General features: G+C 57.3%; 16 protein-coding genes and 1 pseudogene. 4 read left to right on the forward strand and 13 right to left on the reverse strand.

The window, feature by feature from the left end:
* Position 1 precedes the first annotated feature (1 nt).
* A complete protein-coding gene (locus tag YA0848_RS05510) occupies positions 2-1,558 on the forward strand; it encodes a conjugal transfer protein TraG N-terminal domain-containing protein (protein WP_198712388.1) in 1,557 nt (518 codons plus the stop codon).
* Between the two features lie 8 nt (positions 1,559-1,566).
* On the opposite strand, the gene YA0848_RS05515 is transcribed toward YA0848_RS05510, so the two are convergent.
* The 3 genes from YA0848_RS05515 to YA0848_RS05525 form a co-directional block, all read right to left on the reverse strand.
* The gene (locus YA0848_RS05515; protein ID WP_184316138.1) at positions 1,567-1,932 is read right to left on the reverse strand and encodes a DUF3742 family protein; all 366 of its coding nucleotides are present in this window, start codon (positions 1,930-1,932) and stop codon (positions 1,567-1,569) included.
* Positions 1,933-2,110: 178 nt separating this feature from the next.
* Positions 2,111-2,701: a hypothetical protein gene (locus YA0848_RS05520; protein ID WP_184316136.1), complete on the reverse strand. Its 591-nt coding sequence runs from the start codon at positions 2,699-2,701 to the stop codon at positions 2,111-2,113.
* On the reverse strand, positions 2,701-3,432 hold the full coding sequence (locus tag YA0848_RS05525; protein ID WP_184316134.1) for a hypothetical protein: 732 nt from the start codon (positions 3,430-3,432) through the stop codon (positions 2,701-2,703). Before YA0848_RS05525 ends, YA0848_RS05520 begins: the two co-directional genes overlap by 1 nt.
* Before the next feature lie 440 nt (positions 3,433-3,872).
* On the opposite strand from YA0848_RS05525, the gene YA0848_RS05530 reads away from it, so the two are divergent.
* Positions 3,873-4,202 carry a hypothetical protein gene (locus YA0848_RS05530; RefSeq protein WP_184316133.1) on the forward strand — a complete coding sequence of 110 codons (330 nt, stop codon included), beginning with the start codon at positions 3,873-3,875 and terminating at the stop codon, positions 4,200-4,202.
* 130 nt (positions 4,203-4,332) lie between these two features.
* On the forward strand, positions 4,333-5,292 hold the full coding sequence (locus tag YA0848_RS05535; RefSeq protein ID WP_184316131.1) for an ArdC family protein: 960 nt from the start codon (positions 4,333-4,335) through the stop codon (positions 5,290-5,292).
* Positions 5,293-5,424: 132 nt separating this feature from the next.
* Here YA0848_RS05535 and YA0848_RS05540 read toward each other — a convergent pair whose 3' ends face one another.
* The gene (locus YA0848_RS05540) at positions 5,425-5,622 is read right to left on the reverse strand and encodes a DUF7740 domain-containing protein (protein WP_184316130.1); all 198 of its coding nucleotides are present in this window, start codon (positions 5,620-5,622) and stop codon (positions 5,425-5,427) included.
* Positions 5,623-5,844: 222 nt separating this feature from the next.
* Here YA0848_RS05540 and mobH point away from each other — a divergent pair, with 222 nt between their 5' ends.
* Positions 5,845-7,566 carry a MobH family relaxase gene (mobH, locus tag YA0848_RS05545; protein ID WP_184316128.1) on the forward strand — a complete coding sequence of 574 codons (1,722 nt, stop codon included), beginning with the start codon at positions 5,845-5,847 and terminating at the stop codon, positions 7,564-7,566.
* Positions 7,567-7,705: 139 nt separating this feature from the next.
* Here mobH and YA0848_RS05550 read toward each other — a convergent pair whose 3' ends face one another.
* From YA0848_RS05550 to YA0848_RS05590, 9 genes and pseudogenes are all read right to left on the reverse strand, one after another.
* On the reverse strand, positions 7,706-7,861 hold the full coding sequence (locus tag YA0848_RS05550) for a hypothetical protein (RefSeq protein ID WP_155717229.1): 156 nt from the start codon (positions 7,859-7,861) through the stop codon (positions 7,706-7,708).
* A 164-nt stretch (positions 7,862-8,025) separates the two neighbouring features.
* On the reverse strand, positions 8,026-8,307 hold the full coding sequence (locus YA0848_RS05555) for an Rrf2 family transcriptional regulator (protein ID WP_155717230.1): 282 nt from the start codon (positions 8,305-8,307) through the stop codon (positions 8,026-8,028).
* Between the two features lies 1 nt (position 8,308).
* A pseudogene (locus YA0848_RS05560) lies at positions 8,309-9,040 on the reverse strand (SLC13 family permease); the annotation flags it as partial.
* Between the two features lie 49 nt (positions 9,041-9,089).
* Complete coding sequence (locus tag YA0848_RS05565; RefSeq protein ID WP_177081922.1) at positions 9,090-11,585, reverse strand: phosphoketolase family protein; 2,496 nt, start codon at positions 11,583-11,585, stop codon at positions 9,090-9,092.
* A gap of 59 nt (positions 11,586-11,644) precedes the next feature.
* The gene (locus YA0848_RS05570; protein ID WP_232925042.1) at positions 11,645-12,874 is read right to left on the reverse strand and encodes an acetate/propionate family kinase; all 1,230 of its coding nucleotides are present in this window, start codon (positions 12,872-12,874) and stop codon (positions 11,645-11,647) included.
* 32 nt (positions 12,875-12,906) lie between these two features.
* Positions 12,907-13,944 carry a zinc-dependent alcohol dehydrogenase family protein gene (locus YA0848_RS05575; RefSeq protein WP_184316123.1) on the reverse strand — a complete coding sequence of 346 codons (1,038 nt, stop codon included), beginning with the start codon at positions 13,942-13,944 and terminating at the stop codon, positions 12,907-12,909.
* Between the two features lie 142 nt (positions 13,945-14,086).
* On the reverse strand, positions 14,087-15,091 hold the full coding sequence (locus tag YA0848_RS05580; RefSeq protein WP_060765594.1) for an Lnb N-terminal periplasmic domain-containing protein: 1,005 nt from the start codon (positions 15,089-15,091) through the stop codon (positions 14,087-14,089).
* Positions 15,088-17,139 (reverse strand): esterase/lipase family protein, encoded by a 2,052-nt coding sequence (locus YA0848_RS05585; protein WP_232925043.1) that lies wholly within the window; start codon positions 17,137-17,139, stop codon positions 15,088-15,090. Before YA0848_RS05585 ends, YA0848_RS05580 begins: the two co-directional genes overlap by 4 nt.
* A complete protein-coding gene (locus YA0848_RS05590) occupies positions 17,090-18,214 on the reverse strand; it encodes an ABC transporter permease (protein WP_060765595.1) in 1,125 nt (374 codons plus the stop codon). The genes YA0848_RS05585 and YA0848_RS05590 overlap by 50 nt, the downstream gene beginning before the upstream one ends.

Here is an 18,214-nt window from a genome sequence, read left to right on the forward strand (position 1 = left end):
CATGCTCATGAGCACCAACAGCTACCTGGAGTTTTACCTCTCCCTGCTGGCCTGGATCATCAACAACGGCCTCTGGAGCGTCCTGTCCGACACCGGACTGTTCGCCGCGCCCTTTGGCGCAATCATTTTGCAAGAATGGTTGTCGGCCCGTCAGCAAGGCGCGGATGAAGGCAACAAGGGACTGCTCTCGGTGCCGCGGATCGAGAACCGGCTGTGGCTGGCCTACATCGTCGTGTTGTTCGGCTGCGCGCCGGTCTTTCCGCTGAGCCTCGCCTCGATGACGTTCGATGATGTGGCGAGCCAACGCTGCGGTGTCAGTGTGGCCAAGCCAGCAGAAACCGCCTGGGGGACGACCTTCAATACCATCGGCGAACGCTCCGCCAACGTGCCGATCTGGTGGTTTCTGGTGCATGCCTTGAGTAAAGGTGTGACCGCGGCGGCCACTGCCTCTATCCCCTGCGCACCGGATATCCGGCAGATGCGCATGGAGATCGACAGTTCGCGTATCGACAGTCAGGTACTGCTGCAAGAAATCGCCGACTTCACCCGCGACTGCTATGGCTATTCCCGTTCTCGGTTGTTCACCAACCGTCCGCAGTTGGACAAGATACAAAGTCACGACGCCTCCTGGATCGGCTCAAGCTATTTTCTCGACACGCCCGGCTACTACGATACGGATCGTTCACGCACACCGCGAGTCAGCTGGCCGTATGACGAAAGCCGCGATGTTTCCTTACCTCGGCTGGAGAATGGCGCGGGCTACCCCACCTGCAAGCAGTGGTGGAGTGATAGCGGTGTTGGGTTGCGCGAGCGCTTGATCCAGCAGGTCGATCCCTCGCTGCTGACTCAGCTGAAAGGTTGGTTGACTGGTCGTTCGAGCAACGAGATCGAGGATGCCACCCTGCGTGAGCTGGTCAGCCCGCGCCAGCAATCGATGTCCATGTCGCCCGGACAGGTGTACCAGGACTATGGCTCCAGCGCTCGTGGCGGCTCGATCAATCAGGGGCTCAATAACCTGGCCACTAATACCGGGCTGGCACTGGGTTCCTTCAGCAACTTCCCGGCAATGAATGCGCTACGTGCCGCTCTGCCGATGGTGCAGGCTTTCCTGATCATGGGCGTCATCATCAGCTTACCGTTGATCTTGCTGGTCAGTACCTACCAGCTGAAGACCGTCATGACGGTGACGTTCGCGCTGTTCACGCTGCACATGCTGAGTTTCTGGTGGGAACTCGCCCGCTGGATCGACTCCAGCATGCTCGACACCTTATACAACCAAGTTTCGGCGTCCAATCAAGTGCTGTTATCGCTGCCTACGTCCGGGTTTATGGATGGGACGGTCACCGCGCAGGTAATTGAGTATGTGATGGGGGCGATGTTCATCGTGCTACCAATGCTGTTTCTAGGGGCCATGAGCTGGGCCGGATATAGCGTAGGTTCAGGCGTAGAAGGAATGCTCAGCAGGGGAACCCACGCAGCACAGACAGCGAGCTCTAACGGAACCTCTCAGTTGATGAGCGGTGCAAGAATTGTTTCGGGTAAATCGAGCTCAAAATAACCAAGAGGCTACTTCAGAGAACCCCATTTATCGTACCGCTCAGGCCAAGACGTTCTATGCATTGGATCATCGAGATCGTCAATACCTGGAGTGTCTGAATCTTGAATTGGGATAGCTGCTAATACGACGATTGTGCACATCAGCACAAACAACCAGAAGCTAACAAAAAGAAATGCTCCGAGCAGAGCCAACTTGGCAGTCAGAAAACTCCCGCGAACAAGTAATTTACCTGCGGGCATACCTACCGTCTCCGCACACTCAGCCACGCGGGATTCAAACGTTTTCAATTTACGGTAACCACGCTTCACAGACATACCACAGGCGTACGTCCAGCGGTGGGCACGTGAACTCTGAACAGGTTGCTGAGTCGGCATGGTCTCGCCCTATTTTGAGCGTTTCATGGTTGAGACAAGAGTAATAGCCTACTACTGAAAACGGTCTATATCTGACCGTTTATCAGTTTGCTCAGACGGCACCGCGAGCTTTGATATGGGCGGTGCGTTGAACGCAGCACCCATATCGCATTCCGCCAGGAATAGGACTCGTAAACGGCTAGTAACCTTTCGGTATGCGATAGGTTTTGCCCTTTGTGCGGTCTTCGAAAAAGTCCGCATGCTCCGATTCGTCCGTGCGTATGCAATCGCGCGTCTGACCATTCCCAACATTGCATTTCGACCACTCAACCCGACTGCCTAATTCGTCCAGCCTCGCCACTTCGCCTCGACGCGCTTTTATTTCGTCTAACGACGGCACCCACAGATAGAGAGACACTACTACCAATGTAAGGATCGTAGCCTGCGCCGACAGGAAGTAGAGCCAACGCCTGCTATTCAATTTCTTTGCTGCCACGTTGTACAGTCCAGCAGCCCGCTGAGCGGCAGCATCTGCCTCGGTGAATCTCTTGCTCAACAGCTCAGCGGCTTGATTTGCAGTTGACTGTGCAGAACTCTCGATACTCTGCTTGACGCCCGCCTCCAGTCGAACCAGCTTCTTCTCAACGCTATCCTGCAGCTCACGCAACGCATCAGTAGCCCGTCGAGACTTGCTCTCATCGATCTCTACAGCTTCGAGGACTTTGCGAGCCGCGCCAAAGAGGGCCTGAAAATTTCGATCGTGCGCTTGCTCTTGACTTGTTCCGGTCATCAATATCTCCCTAAAGTCGGACCTTTTAGGTCGGGCATCTCGTGATCTGGTTGCTTCATCTCTCTCTGAAGGGAAAGATATCGCTCCTGGCTGTACTCGATCCATTGTTTGTGGGACAGGTTCAAATCCATCAAATCCTGTAAGGCGGCGAAATGCAGACCTCCACCGCTGCCGACCACCAGCACCAATCCGCCTGTTCCGGTCTCCTCTGGCCCTTGAGCAAGCCGCACCAGATCGATGTAGTCGCGCTCAGCCCTTGTGATCTCAGCCGATCTGCGTTGCAGAATGCCAGCAGCCAGCTCCTCGATAAAGTTTTGGAACCTCTCGCTTGACTTAGGCCGTTGCCTGGCGCCTTCGCCAAACGCATCGAGATAGGGCTCAATGCGTGCCGACAGTGCAGCGCTGGGAAGAGGCGCCGTTTCGATGTACCAATGCACCCGCCGCGAAGTACCTGGCAGGTCAGGCAACTCGTCCAATTTTTCGGAAAAAATTCGAGATAGAAACTGGTGACGACCAGCCTCTTTTTTTGACTTGTTAGCCTCAGTCTTAAACTCGATCAAACGTACTGTGCCAGGGAATGCCATCAGCAAATCCCCCAATCGTTTATCGTCTGGCGTTTGCTGAAGCAAGTTCACCATACTTGGTAACTGACCGGATCTCAGCTGTGAACCAAGAGCGAACCCCAGCCCGTAGAGAAAATTTCCGATAACCACATTTTCATACAACTTCATTGAACATCATCACCCTAGTATCACGCCCTTTAGAAGCTTGCCGGTAGCGCTCCAAGCCTAACCGTTTGTCAGTCAATCCGGTCGAAAAAACAACGCTGGCTTTCAGTAGACTCAGTTCGTCTAACGCGTTGGTTTATCTCGTTGCTATTCGCGAACAGCTCGGCTAAACCCGAGGTACGGATCGCTGTTATCGACAGCACTTTCCCAGGTAGCCAGAACATTCAAGGCTACGTCACTTCGGTGATGGTTCTCCCCAAGTGCGATTAGCGTTCGGTGGCTCGCACGGTGACCGTTGCTACGGTGATGAACGCCTACTGCTCTCCTGAGCGCCTTTCGAGCGCTGCTCGTGAGATAAGCCCTCTTGATTTTCTTCAACCCACTGCGGGGAAATCTTTCCCCGCACGGGACAGGTTTCTTCGCATTTTCAACGGAGACATACCATGCCCGACTCACTTACACCGCAAACACTGAACACCCTTCGGTTGCCCATCGTGTTCACCCCTGGCGCGTGGCAACGCGCAGTACTGCTCGAGCAATCCGATCACGCTGAGAAGCTGCAGGTCGATCGGTTGAGCCACGTATTGCGCGCAGCCTTCGAAGCCCACCTGGCCTATCCACACAAGCCCTACGTGCTGTTCGAGGTAATCCACATTGAACCAACCGATCACTTAGACCACGACCCGTTGCTGCAATTGAGTCTGAGCCTACTCCAAGAACCGGGTCAGCCTGGCGCCTTGCTGATAGCGCTTGCAGGAGAACACCAGCGCTAAGCGAAATTGGCGGCGCCCACCTCCACATTCGGACGGCATGCAAGACCTGCATCAATCCAGCACATCACCCAACCGGGGAACCCTCCCCGACGGGCAAGGCGTTCCTCCGTTTTCTCTCGAGGAAAATGCCATGCGCGATATCTACCAAGACGTGACTGACAAGATCGTTACCGCTTTGGACCAAGGCGTTGCCCCCTGGATCAAACCCTGGTCCTCAAGTGGCTCCGCTGACATCGGTCATCAACCCTACCCCATCAACGCCATCACGCGACGTCCGTACTCGGGCATCAATTTACCGCTGCTCTGGGCCGAGGCCAGGTTGCAGGGATTCACTCAAGATCGTTGGCTGACCTTCAACCAAGCCAAAAAGGCCGCTGGACACATCCGTAAGGGTGAGCACAGCACCCTGGCGGTGCTCTACAAGCCGATGGAGCGCGAGGAACAGACCGAGTCAGGCCAACCCCTACTTGATGAACATGGTCAGCCCAAGGTCGCTCACTTTGGCATTCTCAGGACGCATTTTCTGTTCAACATCGAGCAAACGGAGGGACTCGAAATGCTCAATGAAACCCTGCTCGAGACGGAACAGAGTGATCCCTTCCAGCCCAACAGCGCTGCGGAAAATCTGCTGTTAAGTTCGGGTGCACACATCGTTCATCGATCTGCAGACGAAGCCTTTTACCATCCGATCAGGGATCTCATCCAACTGCCGACAAAAGCGCAATTTCACGATGAAGGTGGGTACTATGCCACCGCACTACATGAGCTGACGCACTGGACCGGGCATCATTCTCGGTTGCAGCGCGAAGGTGTGACGTCCGCCTGTCCGTTCGGCTCGCCAGGCTATGCGTTTGAGGAGTTGATCGCCGAGATGGGCGCTGCGTTTTTATGTGCCAACACCGGTATACAGGGAGAGTTGCGGCACGAGGGCTACATCGACTCCTGGCTCCCCCTGCTCAAGGCTGACAAACGCGCGATCTTTCGCGCCAGTGGTCACGCCCGAAGCGCCTCGGAGTATGTACTCAACCTGGAGCAGCAACTGAAGCGAGCGGTCTTGGACGACTCACTCTGCATGAACGATGGAGCTTAATCGTTACCTCACCGCTGCAATCGCTTCACAGGGCCTGACACGAGTTGGGCCCTTTTTTATGCTCAGAAGAAAAGCTCCATGCCGCGGGACTCTGACGCAAAGAACAAGAGAGGCGCGCACACCAGCAGCCTGTCATTCCGTATCCAGGTTTTGCGCCAGATAATCCACCAGCTCGAGCGGGCTCCGACTGTCGATCACCTTGTAGATCAGATCGCGCTTACTGCGCGGCAACTTCTTGACCACGCTCTTCGCCGAGGCCCTGACGGCTTCGTCGGTTCCATGGATACGTGCCGCGAGCAGCAGCACGAGCGTGGCGTCAGTAAGGTTCATGGCAAGACCCAGAAAATTTGCCCCGCAGTGTACCGACTCTTGTCTTTTCCATACCAGCCCTCAACAAAATGATGCCTAGCAGTATCCATATTCCGATTGCGGCACAAAGGGACACGAGCCAAAAGGACGGGTAAGGGTTGGAAGGGAATGGGGACTCAAGGGTAAGAGCGCTATCCGAAAAGGCTAAAAGGCCACTGACCCAGCCATTTCCCGGAGGTCACGATGCTCAGTCTGTTTCGCCACAAAAGGCAGAAGCCCCCTCCGCCACCGACCGTGAGCGTCGCTGAAGGTTACCTGCCCATCGAGTCGGCCCACAGCTTGTTAGCCGCGGAGCATCGCCGCCAGTTGCTCGATCGCATCTGGCAGTGCACCGCCCTCTCTCACGCCCAATTCACCCAGCTCTACTTAAATCCGATCCATCGCTACGCCGAACAGGTCCAGCAACTCCCGGCCAGCGAGACGCACCACCATGCGTATCTCGGCGGCATGCTCGACCATGGACTTGAACTGGTCGCTTGCAGTTTAAAACTGCGTCAGTCGTATCTGCTTCCCACCGGCGCCGCGCCCGAAGACCAAGCCGCCCAGACCGATGCCTGGTCCGCCGGTATTGCTTATGGTGCCCTGCTGCATGACATCGGCAAGATCGCCGTAGACCTGCAGGTCGAACGCCAGGATGGCCGTCTTTGGCATCCTTGGCAGGGTCCGCTGGATCAACCCTACCGTTTTCGTTACCTCAAAGGTCGGGACTACCACCTGCATGGCGCCGCCGCCGGCTTGCTCTACACCCAGATTCTCGACCGCCCTATCCTCGATTGGCTCAGCGGATTCCCTCCACTGTGGGCCAGCCTGCTGTATGTCCTGGCGGGTCAGTACGAACGTGCCGGCGTGCTCGGCGAGTTGGTCATTCAGGCCGACCGCGTCTCCACCGCGCAGAATATCGGTGGTAACCCGAGCAAGGCGTTACAAGCCCCCATCCATTCGCTGCAACATCACTTGATCAGCGGACTGCGTCATCTGGTTCAACACGACCTGAAACTCAACCAGCCGGGCGCCGCGGGTTGGTTGACTCAAGACGCACTGTGGCTGGTCAGCAAGACGGTCACGGACAAGCTGCGAGCCTATCTGCTGTCGCAGTCGATTGAAGGTATTCCTTCATCCAACATTGCCGTGTTCGACGAACTGCAGTCGCATGGGCTGGTCGAGTCGACTCCAGAAGGCAAAGCTATCTGGACCGCGCTCGTGGCACAGGGAAACTGGCAGCAGAGCTTTACGTTTTTGCGCCTTCAACCGGCGTTGATCTGGGGGAATGAAGACCGCCCAGAAGCTTTCAGCGGAACAGTGAACGTGGCAGTCGATGACCACCCGACTGACGCTCCGGTATCACCACCAGCCCCCAAGGCTGTCGATACAAAGTCAACACAAAACCCATCGCAGCCAGATCCCATGGCGCTGGAGGATGCCGACTACCTCGGAACACTGCTTGATATGTTCGATTTGGCAGAGCCACAAGCTCGTGAAGGCACGTCAGAAAGCACTCTCGAAAGCTCCCCCCCATCAGACAACCCAGGCGAGGCATTCCTGAATTGGGTCAGCGAAGGCATCCTGAGTCACAATCTGATCATCAATGATAGTAAGGCCAAAATTCACACGGTGAGCGGTACTGTATTTCTGGTATCTCCAGGTCTCTTTCAACGTTATGTCCAGGAGTTTCCTGGCATCGCCAAGAAGGTCAATAAAGAGATTGAAGAATGGCGTTGGGTACAGAAGCAGTTCGAGAAACTGAAGGTCCACAGAAAGCGAGACAACGGCCTAAACATCTGGGCATGCCAAGTGCAGGGCCATAGGAAGAGAACCACCTTAAAGGGGTACTTGATTGAGGATCCGAAGCATTTATTTGAGTTGATACCACCCGACAATCCTTTTCTTAAAATCGCAGAATCTTAATACCTAGCATGAGGGCGACATCCGACGTAAGGCTTGGTGAGTTTGTTCCTATGGACGCCTTAGGCCTTAGGAGGAAGCCCCCGTGATGATGATTTGCGCTCCCGCATAACACACGTATGCTTTTCTGGGGCGACGACATTTAACGCTCGGCATCGAGATGTCCAAGTTCGACCGGCGCGCAGCCCCCTATCGTCGCAACGTCGTCGAGCTTGCGATCCTGTTGTCCGGTGCTCAGGTCCGGTTGCGCAGGATGAAGCAGGATCAAGCGCTTGAGCCTCACAATAAAAAGGTGCATCGCGCCAACCTACCATTGGAGGTTGGCGCGCCCACTGCTGAGTCGTTCGTACGACCGGCCAGCCCCAGGACACATCGTCTCCCACCACGACGATCAGCCGCGCGCTGTAAGAGCCAGGTTCAGCCCCATAGACCCAGCGCGAGCATACACCTTCATTGCGGCAGCTATAGGCCTGGCTCCCGAACCGCGTCAAGGGAGGCTGGCTCGAACCGATTAATATCATTGACGATGTCTTCCAGAGTGACTGTCGCGAGTTCATCCTCCAGAGCTTGCTGCGCTTTATCAAAACGCGGGCTTAGTACGCGTTGAATGTTTTTCCCGACCAAGCATTTCTGGTCGGGTTTGCCTCGGTGCAAGGCGAAGATTTCCGGGTCTTCAACAGCACGGTAGACGTCGATCAGGCTTATCTTTCCCGGTTTTTTGGCCAATTGCATACCGCCGCCCATGCCAAGCTGCGCCTGCGATCAACCAGTCGATCCAAGACACTCTCTGGCCCAGCATCTTGTCCATGAAACCCACAGTCAGCAGGTTCTGTTCGGCAGCCGTCTGAATACCCACGTTCCAGATACTGGTGCCTTGGGCAACAATGATCATCAAACCCGCTGCGATATTGGAGCGTTTGGCCACGCCGAAGGCGGCGATCACGCCCATCATGATCGGCACCACGCAGGCACTACGAGCTGTGGCGCTGGGCACTACCAGACTCAACAGCACGATCACGAGCATCGCCCCGAACAGAATCCGCCTTGTGCTGGCCCCAACCTTCGTCAAGGTCACCAATGCTATGCGACGGTCCAGGCCCGTATGGGTCATCGCGGCAGCAATGAACAATGCCCCGACCACCAAAGCAAGCGCTGGATTGGAAAAGCCGCCAAGTGCCATTGAAATGCCGGCCGATGACCCATAGGTGAGTGACGGATCTAACAAGGTCGGTGCCGTGCCGATCAATGTCGCCATCAGCGAAGTGATCATGATGGCGCTGGCCTCGTATGAAACCGCCTCGGTCACCCAGACCGTGACCGCAAACACCAGGATGGCCAGCATACGGTGTCCGGCTACCGGCAACTCCGTAGGCAACGGCAAGAACAACACGATCACCATGGCTAGGACGGCGACAATCAATCCTGGCGGAAAGTGTAAAGGCGGCGGCGGGGTAACCGGTGAGGCACCTTCATTCATAGCGTTCTCGCATAAGCTCTAAAATGGAATTAAATGACTCTGAACAGGGTCACGCATCGGTGAAAGTCTGCCCGCGCGCCTGGCCTTTGGCCAAAGGCGATGGGGACTGTGGCTGCGTGAAGTCGGCGGTCCAGTGCCAGTTGCGGATCTTGGGCATGTCTTCGAAATGCTCGCGGATATAAGTGTGATGACGACGCAATTGGTCTTCAAAATAACTCATCGCGTCCAGGCTGCTGGACCGCAGCCGGGGCACATGTGACAACGCATCGATTGCCAGCTGATACCGGCTCATATTGTTCAGAACGACCATGTCGAACGGCGTTGTAGTGGTCCCGCGATCAGAGAAACCCCGCACGTGAAAGCGCGCTTCATTCGCCCGCCCGTGCACCATGGAATGAATCACCCAGGTTGAACCGTGGAAGGCAAACATCACCGGCACTTCGCGGGTGAACAGCGCTTCGAATGAAACATGGTCCATGCCGTGTGGGCGATCGTCGGGACTGGCCAGAATGCTCAAATCGACCACGTTGACTAAACGAACGCGAATACCGGGTACGTGCTTCTGCAACAGCCACGAGGCCGCTACCGCTTCTGTCGTTGGCACATCTCCGGCGCAGGCCAGCACGATATCCGGCTCCGCCGCGCCGTCATTGGTGGCGAAATCCCAAATCGATGCGCCCTGCGAGCAGTGCTTGAGAGCCTGATCGAAATTCAGCCACTGGAAATCCGGCTGCTTGCCGCAGGTGACGACGTTCACGTAATTGCGACTGCGCAAACAATGGTCGAAGACGTTGACCAGACAGTTGGAATCAGGCGGGTAATAGACCCGCACGACGTCGGAGCGGCGTTGCAGGACGTTGTCGACGAAACCGGTCGATTGATGGCTGAAGCCGTTGTGATCGTTGCGCCACGCATGGCTGGTCAGCAGGATGTTGAGCGAGGCCAGCGGCCGCCGCCAGGCGAAATCGCGGCATTGCTGCAACCATTTGGCGTGTTGCGTCACCATGGAGTCGACCACTTGCGCAAAGGCTTCGTAGGTCGACCACATGCCGTGGCGGCCGGTCAGCAAATAGCCTTCCAACCAACCTTCGCACAGATGCTCGCTGAGGACCTCCATGACTCGGCCGTCGCGCGCCAAGTGGTCGTCGATGCCCAGCAACGGACCCGCGGCGGTTCGATCGGTGGCCTCGAAGACCGCGTTCAAGCGGTTCGAGTTGGTCTCGTCCGGGCCGAAGATCCGGAAATTATGCGGGTTGGTACGAATGACATCGCGCAAATACTCGCCCAGCTTGCGAGGCGCCTCGGCGATCACCTGGCCTGGCCCCGGGACGTGCAGGCCGTAGTCGGCGAAATTAGGTAAATCCAGCGCCGTGAGCAGTCGACCGCCATTGACGTATGGCACCGCGCCGAGGCGCAACGGCGCGGGTGGCGTCAGCGCCTGCAGATCAGCGACCAGGCAGCCCTTATCATCAAACAGCGTGTGCGGCTGGTAGCTGCGCATCCACGCCTCCAACTGCGCCAGATGGTCAGGATTCTGCACGACATTGGCCAGAGGCACCTGATGCGCGCGGAACGTGCCTTCCACCGGCAGGCCATCAACGACTTTCGGGCCCGTCCAGCCTTTGGGGCTGCGCAGGATAATCATCGGCCAGCGCTGGGGCGAAGTGTCGCCCTGCTCCCTGGCCTGCTGTTGAATATGCCGGCCCTTTGCATAGGCCGCATCAAGCGCTGCCGCAAAACGCTGGTGCATGCCAGGCACGTCTTCCCCGGCGACGATCAGGGGTTCGTAGCCACGCCCACGGTACAGCTCGATGAGGTCCGCATCGGTGGTACGCGCCTCCACCGTAGGCCCGGATATCTTGTAGCCATTGAGGTGCAAGATGGGTAATACCGCCCCGTCGCGGCGAGCGTCGAGGAAGCGCACGCTCTTCCAACTGCCCTCCAAAGGGCAGGTTTCGGCTTCGCCATCGCCAATAACGCAAGCCACCCACAAATCCGGATTATCGAATACGGCACCGAATGCATGCACCAGTGAGTAGCCGAGTTCGCCGCCCTCATGCAACGAGTTGGGCGTATGCGGGCCACAATGACTGGGGACCCCGCCGGGCGTGGAAAAACTGCGGAAAAAGCGCAGCATGCCCGGCTCGTCCGGGGTGATGTCCGGATGAACGTCGCTGTAAGTCCCCTCCAGCCATGCACAGGCGTTGAGTGTCGGCCCGCCGTGGCCCGGCCCCGATATGTACACCATGGACACTCGCTGTTCGCTGATCAGCCGGTTCAGGTGAACATAGATAAAGTTTTGCCCTGCTGACGTTCCCCAGTGCCCCAGCAGCCGTGGCTTGATGTGCTCGGCCTGCAAGGGTTCGCGCAACAACGGGTTGGCCTTGAGGTAGATCTGCCCGACACACAAGTAATTTGCGGCTTGCCAATACCGATGCATCCGGTCGAGCAACTCTGGCGCCAGCGGACCGCCCGCCTCGGGCGTTATCGGGCTGACGTGGTTTGAATCATCGGCGCTGGAAAACGCTGGATTGAAGGTATACATAGCGACTCCACGAAAATATGACGATGGAAAGCGTCCGGCAAAACGCCAGAGGCTCGCGGTCAATCCGGGTTGCTGTCGAGCAACGGTGTCGGTAAAAGCTTCAGGGTGTACCGGGCGATTACCCGGTCTTCATCGGTAGGGATCATCCAGGCCCTGACCGGGCTGTGGGATCGCGAAAGACGCGAAGCGGATGCTTGATTGGCCTCTTCGTCGAGTTCGAGCCCCAGCCAGGCACACCCGCGCAGGATAGCGGCGCGCACCGGTGCTGCGTGTTCACCGATGCCGCCGGTGAAGACCAATGCGTCCAGCCCGCCCAGCACGGCGGCAAAGCTGCCTATTTCCCGGACCACGTTGTGAATGTACAGCGACACTGCCTCACGAGCGGCCGCCTGATCACTGGCCAACAGGGTCCGCATGTCGCTGGCAATGCCGCCTGATACGCCCAGCAAACCACACTCGTGATACAGCAAGTGTTCAAGCGCTTGCGCGGACATTGCGCGCTCGCGCATCAGGTACAACAAGACGCCAGGGTCGAGGTGGCCCGGTCGGCTGCCCATCAGCAGTCCGTCCAGCGTCGTGAACCCCATGCTGGTGGCACGACTGCGCCCATTATGCAGTGCACACAGACTGGCGCCGTTGCCCAGGTGCGCGACAATGGTTCGTCCCGCAGCAGCACTGTCATAGTCGCCGAGCACTCCAGCGATGTACTCATAGGAAAGCCCATGAAAGCCGTAACGGCGCACGCCTTCCTCAGTCATTCGTCGAGGCAAGCCATAAAGAGTTTCAAGCGGGTCAAGGGTGTGATGGAAAGCCGTGTCGAAGCAGGCCACCTGAGGTAATCCAGGGTATTTGGACGCGAGAAAGCGAATCGGCGCCAGGCACAGCGGCTGGTGCTGCGGTGCGATGGGGGTGAGCGCCTGTAGCTCGATCAGCAAGGTCTCATCGACCAGTGCGGCGACTTCCTGACGGAGGCCGCCATGCACCACGCGATGTCCGGCGGCAACCAACGGCGCGCCGGTGCGAGCTTCGATCCACGGCAGTAAACGCTCCAGGGCGTCGCCATCTTTCGCAGGCAACGGCCAGCGTTCCTCAGCGGCTTTGCCCGACCTGTCGGTAAACGACAGCACCCACTGCTCTTCCCGCCGTTCCAGGCTGCCCTGCCCCTGAGCCAGTGGTTCGCCCTGCTCATCGGGGTTACCGTGATAGAGAGAGAACTTCAAGCTCGAGGAGCCGGCATTGAGCACCAATAAGGAACCGCCCATCGCAGCGGGGAAAGCCTGGGTTGCCATTCGCAGCTCCTGAAATCCTGGGTGGGCGTGTCTTACTGGCTGAGGATGACCTTCATCGCTTTCTCCTGGGCGGCATTGCCGAAGATTTCATATGCCTGAAGGATGTCATTCAAGGCAAAGCGATGAGTGATCAACTGGCTGGCGTCGATCTTGCCGGCTTGCACGGTCTTGATCAACATCGGCGTGGTGTTGGTGTTAACGAGCCCCGTGGAGATGTTGATGTTCTGAATCCATAGCTTCTCCAGGTGCAACTCCACGCTCTTGCCGTGTACCCCAACATTAGCAATATTGCCGCCGGGCGCGATCACCGACTGACAGGTATCGAACGAAGCCGGAATACCCACCGCCTCAATCGCGACGTCCACACCGACGCCATCGGTCAATTCAAAGATACGCTCGATGGCGTTTTCGGTCTTGATGTCGATCACGTGGGTGGCACCAAAACGCTGTGCCACCTCAAGGCGATTGCTATCACCGTCGACCATGATCAGCGTAGCCGGTGAATAAAATTGAGCCGTCAACAATGCAGCCATGCCCACTGGGCCTGCCCCGACAATCACCACGCTGTCGCCAGGCTTGACCTTGCCGGCAAGCACGCCGATTTCAAACCCGGTCGGCAAGATATCGCTGAGCATCACCAGGGCTTCCTCATCGGCACCGGCGGGAATCGGATAAAGACTGTTGTCGGCGTGTGGAATGCGAACGTATTCCGCCTGAGTTCCATCGATCATATGGCCAAGAATCCAACCACCGTCCGCGCAGTGGGAATACATCTGGCGGCGGCAATTGGCACAACTGCCACAAGAGGTGACGCAGGAAATCAGCACATGGTCGCCGGGCTTGAAATTACGTACGGCCGAACCTACCGTCTCGACAACGCCCACCCCTTCATGGCCAAGCGTTCGGCCCGGCGTTACCGCAGGGACATCGCCCTTGAGAATGTGCAAGTCAGTGCCACATATCGTCGTGTGCAGCAGGCGAATAATGGCGTCAGTAGGTTTATCGATGAGCGGGGTAGGTTTGTCAGTCCAGACTTTAACGCCAGGGCCTTGATAGACGAGGGCTTTCACAATGTCTTCCTTTATCCGATGGGCCATCAGTATGGGACGCACGTGCTGGACCGGTGGCCTTCTTCGAGGCGCTGATTATTCCCCGCCCCGCAAAGTAAAGGCCGGACCGATTAAATCATCGACCGTTGAATAAATCAAAGGGTTACCAACCCGGCACGCCCTCTCGGATCCGCAGGGAAAAAGCCGTGTCCGATTCGGACTTCGCCCGCTCGGTGATGCGACCGGCATCACGCAACGCCTGAAGCGAATAACCTGGCTGCAAGCCTCCAACATCGTAAACGTAGCCCGGCAGGTAACCGGTCAGAAGCAAACGGTAGTCCATCGGCAAGCCTGCGACGATGGTGTTCATCATGTCGAAGACAATGCTGGTGCAATTGGCAGTCACGGTATTGTAGAAGCGCGGGTGATTCAGCAAATCATTGGTTTGTTCAACGTACGACAACAACAAGGCCTTGCGCTGAGGGGCTGACAACGCAACGCGATAGAGATAATCGTCCTCCCCGCGCACATTGGTCCTGACCCGCAGCGCGTCACGTTCGTCAGTCGCTAGAATGCTGACTTCATACTGTTTGAAAAAACCGGCGATCGCAGAATAACTCTCGCCCTTCTCTTTTCGGGTTTCGACGCTGAATAACAAAAATCGACCGTCATCGAAACCGAACGACACCATGATGTGAGCGATAGCGGGCATTCCCCAGTACGAAGTGATCACGTCCACCGAAGCCAGGTGATCCAGGTCGTACTCACGTGCCTCCCAACGGATCTGGTAATTGTCATCCGTTTGCCACTCGAAGTTGCGCACATTGCTCATGGTGAGCGTGTTGCCATTGAGTTTGCCGGAGGTCATTCGCGCAACGTCATCTGCCCAGATTCGCTCGTTCGACGGTATGAACGTGCTCCACCAAACGCCAATACTGGCCAGCAGTACGACGTAACCGAGAACGGCGCGCAACGGCCGTGCGCTCCACGTCAGTACGACCAAACCGACGCCGCATAGACACCAGACGAAGATCAAGGCGTTACAGGCCCACGACGGCAGTGCAAGTCGATAACTCAGCGCTAATGTACCCCAGGCGAGAAAGCCCCCGCCTGCCAGGGTCGCCAGGCTGCGCAGCAGTATGCCGATAAGCTTGCGTGCAACGCTCATTTTCGAACCCCCACCGGCTCTTGCAGGCTTTGAAGATGCTGCTGAAGAATACGCCGGATCTCGATAATTGCCTCGGGGGTATCCTGAACGCTATGCCCCGAGGGCACTATCTTTTCCGATTGGGCGCCCGCCAGATGGCTGCTGCTGTAGGGCACCACACCGTCATCGGACAGGGTCAGTGCCAGAGAGGGCGTGTGGTTACCGATGATGCTGTGATATTGCACCCCAGGTGAGATGGGCAAGTCTGCAACCGCCATTACGAATGGATCGCGGTCACTCAAGTTATCGATGCTGTTCAGCGGCCGGGCCATGGCCGCAGAGGATGCGCTACCAGGCACCACCAGCAATTGCGCGAGCTGCTTGAACCGGTCAAGCACCGACACCGGTAACTGCACAAGCCCTGCAGCCCATCGCGAAATGCGGTTCTCGGCAAATGGCGTCCCTCGGTGCGGTGCGGCGACGAAAATCGCGCGGCTGACCTGCGGCAAAGGGGTGAATTGCAAAAACGGGTCGAGGTTGCTGTGCGCGGCCGCTAATTGTTGGTCATTCATTTTGTACTTGGAGAGCAAGGCATCCCCTACCCCCGTGCCCGACGTCGACACCATAAGACGGGACAGAACACCGCCCATGCTATGGCCTACCAGGACCACATCGTGACTGGCCCGTGCGGTTTGATCGGGATCGAAATGCTGCAGCGTCTGCTCAATGACATTACGGATCGTGGCGTTGTTCAGCGCCAAAGGCAGGTTGGTCGGATAATACAACTGCCAGACCTGATAATTGCGCCGCAGGTTTTCATCACCGAGCACTTCATTGGCAACGTTGATCCACGCCTCGGGACTGCTTGCCAGGCCGTGCAACATGATCACGACATGGCGGTCGGGGTCGTAGGGCTGCAACAGGTATAGATGAGGCTTTTTCAGGACCTCCCCCTTGCCCACCAGCGTGAGCAATGACTGGCGGGCAAACCCGGAGCGCGCAAGCCACAAACCATAGCCCGAGGTGAAATTAGCCGCCAACGGCGTTTCGTTGCCGGCAAGCTTCACAGCGTCCTGCCGGTACGGGTCATAGGCCAGCAGCTCGACCTCGTCGGTGGTCAAGACTTGCTCAAGGGTTTGACCGGGAAAGCGAGCGACGGCGGTCAGGGCCGGAAAAGGCGTCTCGCTCCAGGGCTGTTCGTCACTGTCGCTGTTCACCACCTTTTTCGCGGTGACCGCCACCAGTTCGGCTCCGACCCCGTCACGGCGATACTGATTGCGCAGCCCGGCAAATGACAGGGACGAGGCCGGAATTAGTCCCTGAGGCAAGGAACGCTCGTTGGCCAGACGTACATTTTCCATTCGCCCGAACACCGTCCAGCGACCTGCGCGCAGTCGGAAATTCCCCTGGTCGTCTTCGGCCTTCGGCGGATGCCCCCGATACCGTTCGAACAACTCGCTGAGCGCTTGCTGAACGGAGAAGTTGTAGTAATCGCGGACCTGAGACTGACGATCCTCCAATGCTCTCTGACTGGGTGTTCTTGCGGTCATGAACAGATAGGCATAGGCATAACGCGCGCTTTCCAGAAATGCGTCGGTACGCCGTTCGGCACTTAACGAGCTGTGTGCATGTTGGGCCTCTTGTAGCCACAATTCAGACAGCGTGGCAAGACGCTGTTCCTCACCCAAGCCAGTGTTATTACGCACCTGTTCACGGCAGTCTTGTGGGGCCTCGTCGCAGTGTTTTTCTTCGACGCCAGCAACTTGCAAAGCGGTGCGCGCTGCCGCGCTGAGCTGCCCTGACGTCAGCACGTCGCCACGCCGAAGCGAGAGATAATCGCGATTATCGATGGTGTTGACCTTAACCCCGGCACAACCACCCGCAGCCATCACGAGTAAGACCAACATGGCGCCCGGCCAAACGCGAGCCGAACCCTTCAAATGATGCAACGACACAAAAAAACCCTTACTGGTGAAAACGACAATCCGAGTGTCTGCTCTGCTTGGGTAAACGTAGCTATCACGCCATCTGGCTGATCGTTTTGCGAAAGCGCGAAAGCGAAATCGCAAACAACACCGAGCCGATGATGAGTAACGTCACGAATGTTGGCCACACCACCATCACCCCTGCCCCGCGATAAAGAATCGCCTGACTGAGCTCAACGAAATGGGTGGTAGGCGCTATCAGCATGATGTTCTGGACGAGTTCGGGCATGCTCTCGCGTGGCGTGCTGCCGCCTGAGAGCATTTGGAGCGGCAGCAGTACCAAAATCATCAACATGCCGAACTGAGGCATGCTTCGCGCCAGTGTCGCCAGAAATATGCCTATGGACGTAGTCGCGAACAGATGCAACGCGGCCCCGGCCAGGAATAATAGGATGGAGCCCTCGATCGGCACATGCAGCACGCCCTGCACGATGAATATCAACGACAGCGCAGCGGCGGTAAGTACCACCAGGCCCATCGACCAGACTTTGGCCAACATGATTTCCCGAGGTGTCACCGGCATGACCAACAGATGTTCGATGGTGCCGTGTTCACGCTCACGAATCAGCGCTGCGCCGGTCAGGACAATGGACAACATGGTGACGTTGTCGATGATCTGCATCAACGCGCCAAACCAGGCGTGTTCAAGAGAAGGATTGAACCGCATGCGGGTGACCAACTCCACAGGCAGGGCCTGAGCCCCGCGGTATCGCTGCACGAACTCGGTGATTTCGCCATTGATCATTTGCTGGATATAACCGCTGCCAGTGAAGGCCTGGGACATGCGGGTCGCATCCACGTTGAGTTGGATTTCCGTCTCCCGGTTCGCCAGCACATCGCGTTGGAAGTTTGGCGGGATAGTGAGCGTGAACGTGTAGTCACCTGCGTCCAGGCCGGCATCAACCTGCTCCAGGGAGATCATCACCGGCGTAGTAAACTGCGGTGGAAAAAAAGCCGAGGCAATGCGTCCGGATAATGGCGATTGGTCTTCATCGACGATGGCTATGGGTGCCATGTGCAGCACGTCCGGCTGAGCAGTTGCGGCGGTGTAGACCGAAAAGGTAAAGGTGTAGATGATCAACACCAGCATCGTCGGATCCCGGGCCAGGCTCCACAGCTCCTTGATTCCCAGCCGGTAGACATTCTTGAGCGACTGCAT

Source organism: Pseudomonas sp. S4_EA_1b (assembly GCF_016307435.1).
GTDB lineage: Bacteria > Pseudomonadota > Gammaproteobacteria > Pseudomonadales > Pseudomonadaceae > Aquipseudomonas > Aquipseudomonas rhodesiae.

Excerpts from the sequence above, each read along its gene's own strand:
- YA0848_RS05570 (WP_232925042.1), bottom strand. The coding sequence starts at position 12,874 with ATGGCAACCCAGGCTTTCCCCGCTGCGATGGGCGGTTCCTTATTGGTG.
- YA0848_RS05590 (WP_060765595.1), bottom strand. The coding sequence starts at position 18,214 with ATGCAGTCGCTCAAGAATGTCTACCGGCTGGGAATCAAGGAGCTGTGG.
- YA0848_RS05530 (WP_184316133.1), top strand. The coding sequence starts at position 3,873 with ATGCCCGACTCACTTACACCGCAAACACTGAACACCCTTCGGTTGCCC.
- YA0848_RS05555 (WP_155717230.1), bottom strand. The coding sequence starts at position 8,307 with ATGGGCGGCGGTATGCAATTGGCCAAAAAACCGGGAAAGATAAGCCTG.
- YA0848_RS05565 (WP_177081922.1), bottom strand. The coding sequence starts at position 11,585 with ATGTATACCTTCAATCCAGCGTTTTCCAGCGCCGATGATTCAAACCAC.
- YA0848_RS05520 (WP_184316136.1), bottom strand. The coding sequence starts at position 2,701 with ATGACCGGAACAAGTCAAGAGCAAGCGCACGATCGAAATTTTCAGGCC.
- YA0848_RS05525 (WP_184316134.1), bottom strand. The coding sequence starts at position 3,432 with ATGAAGTTGTATGAAAATGTGGTTATCGGAAATTTTCTCTACGGGCTG.
- YA0848_RS05540 (WP_184316130.1), bottom strand. The coding sequence starts at position 5,622 with ATGAACCTTACTGACGCCACGCTCGTGCTGCTGCTCGCGGCACGTATC.
- YA0848_RS05510 (WP_198712388.1), top strand. The coding sequence starts at position 2 with ATGCTCATGAGCACCAACAGCTACCTGGAGTTTTACCTCTCCCTGCTG.
- YA0848_RS05515 (WP_184316138.1), bottom strand. The coding sequence starts at position 1,932 with ATGCCGACTCAGCAACCTGTTCAGAGTTCACGTGCCCACCGCTGGACG.
- mobH (WP_184316128.1), top strand. The coding sequence starts at position 5,845 with ATGCTCAGTCTGTTTCGCCACAAAAGGCAGAAGCCCCCTCCGCCACCG.
- YA0848_RS05550 (WP_155717229.1), bottom strand. The coding sequence starts at position 7,861 with ATGCACCTTTTTATTGTGAGGCTCAAGCGCTTGATCCTGCTTCATCCT.
- YA0848_RS05580 (WP_060765594.1), bottom strand. The coding sequence starts at position 15,091 with ATGAGCGTTGCACGCAAGCTTATCGGCATACTGCTGCGCAGCCTGGCG.
- YA0848_RS05535 (WP_184316131.1), top strand. The coding sequence starts at position 4,333 with ATGCGCGATATCTACCAAGACGTGACTGACAAGATCGTTACCGCTTTG.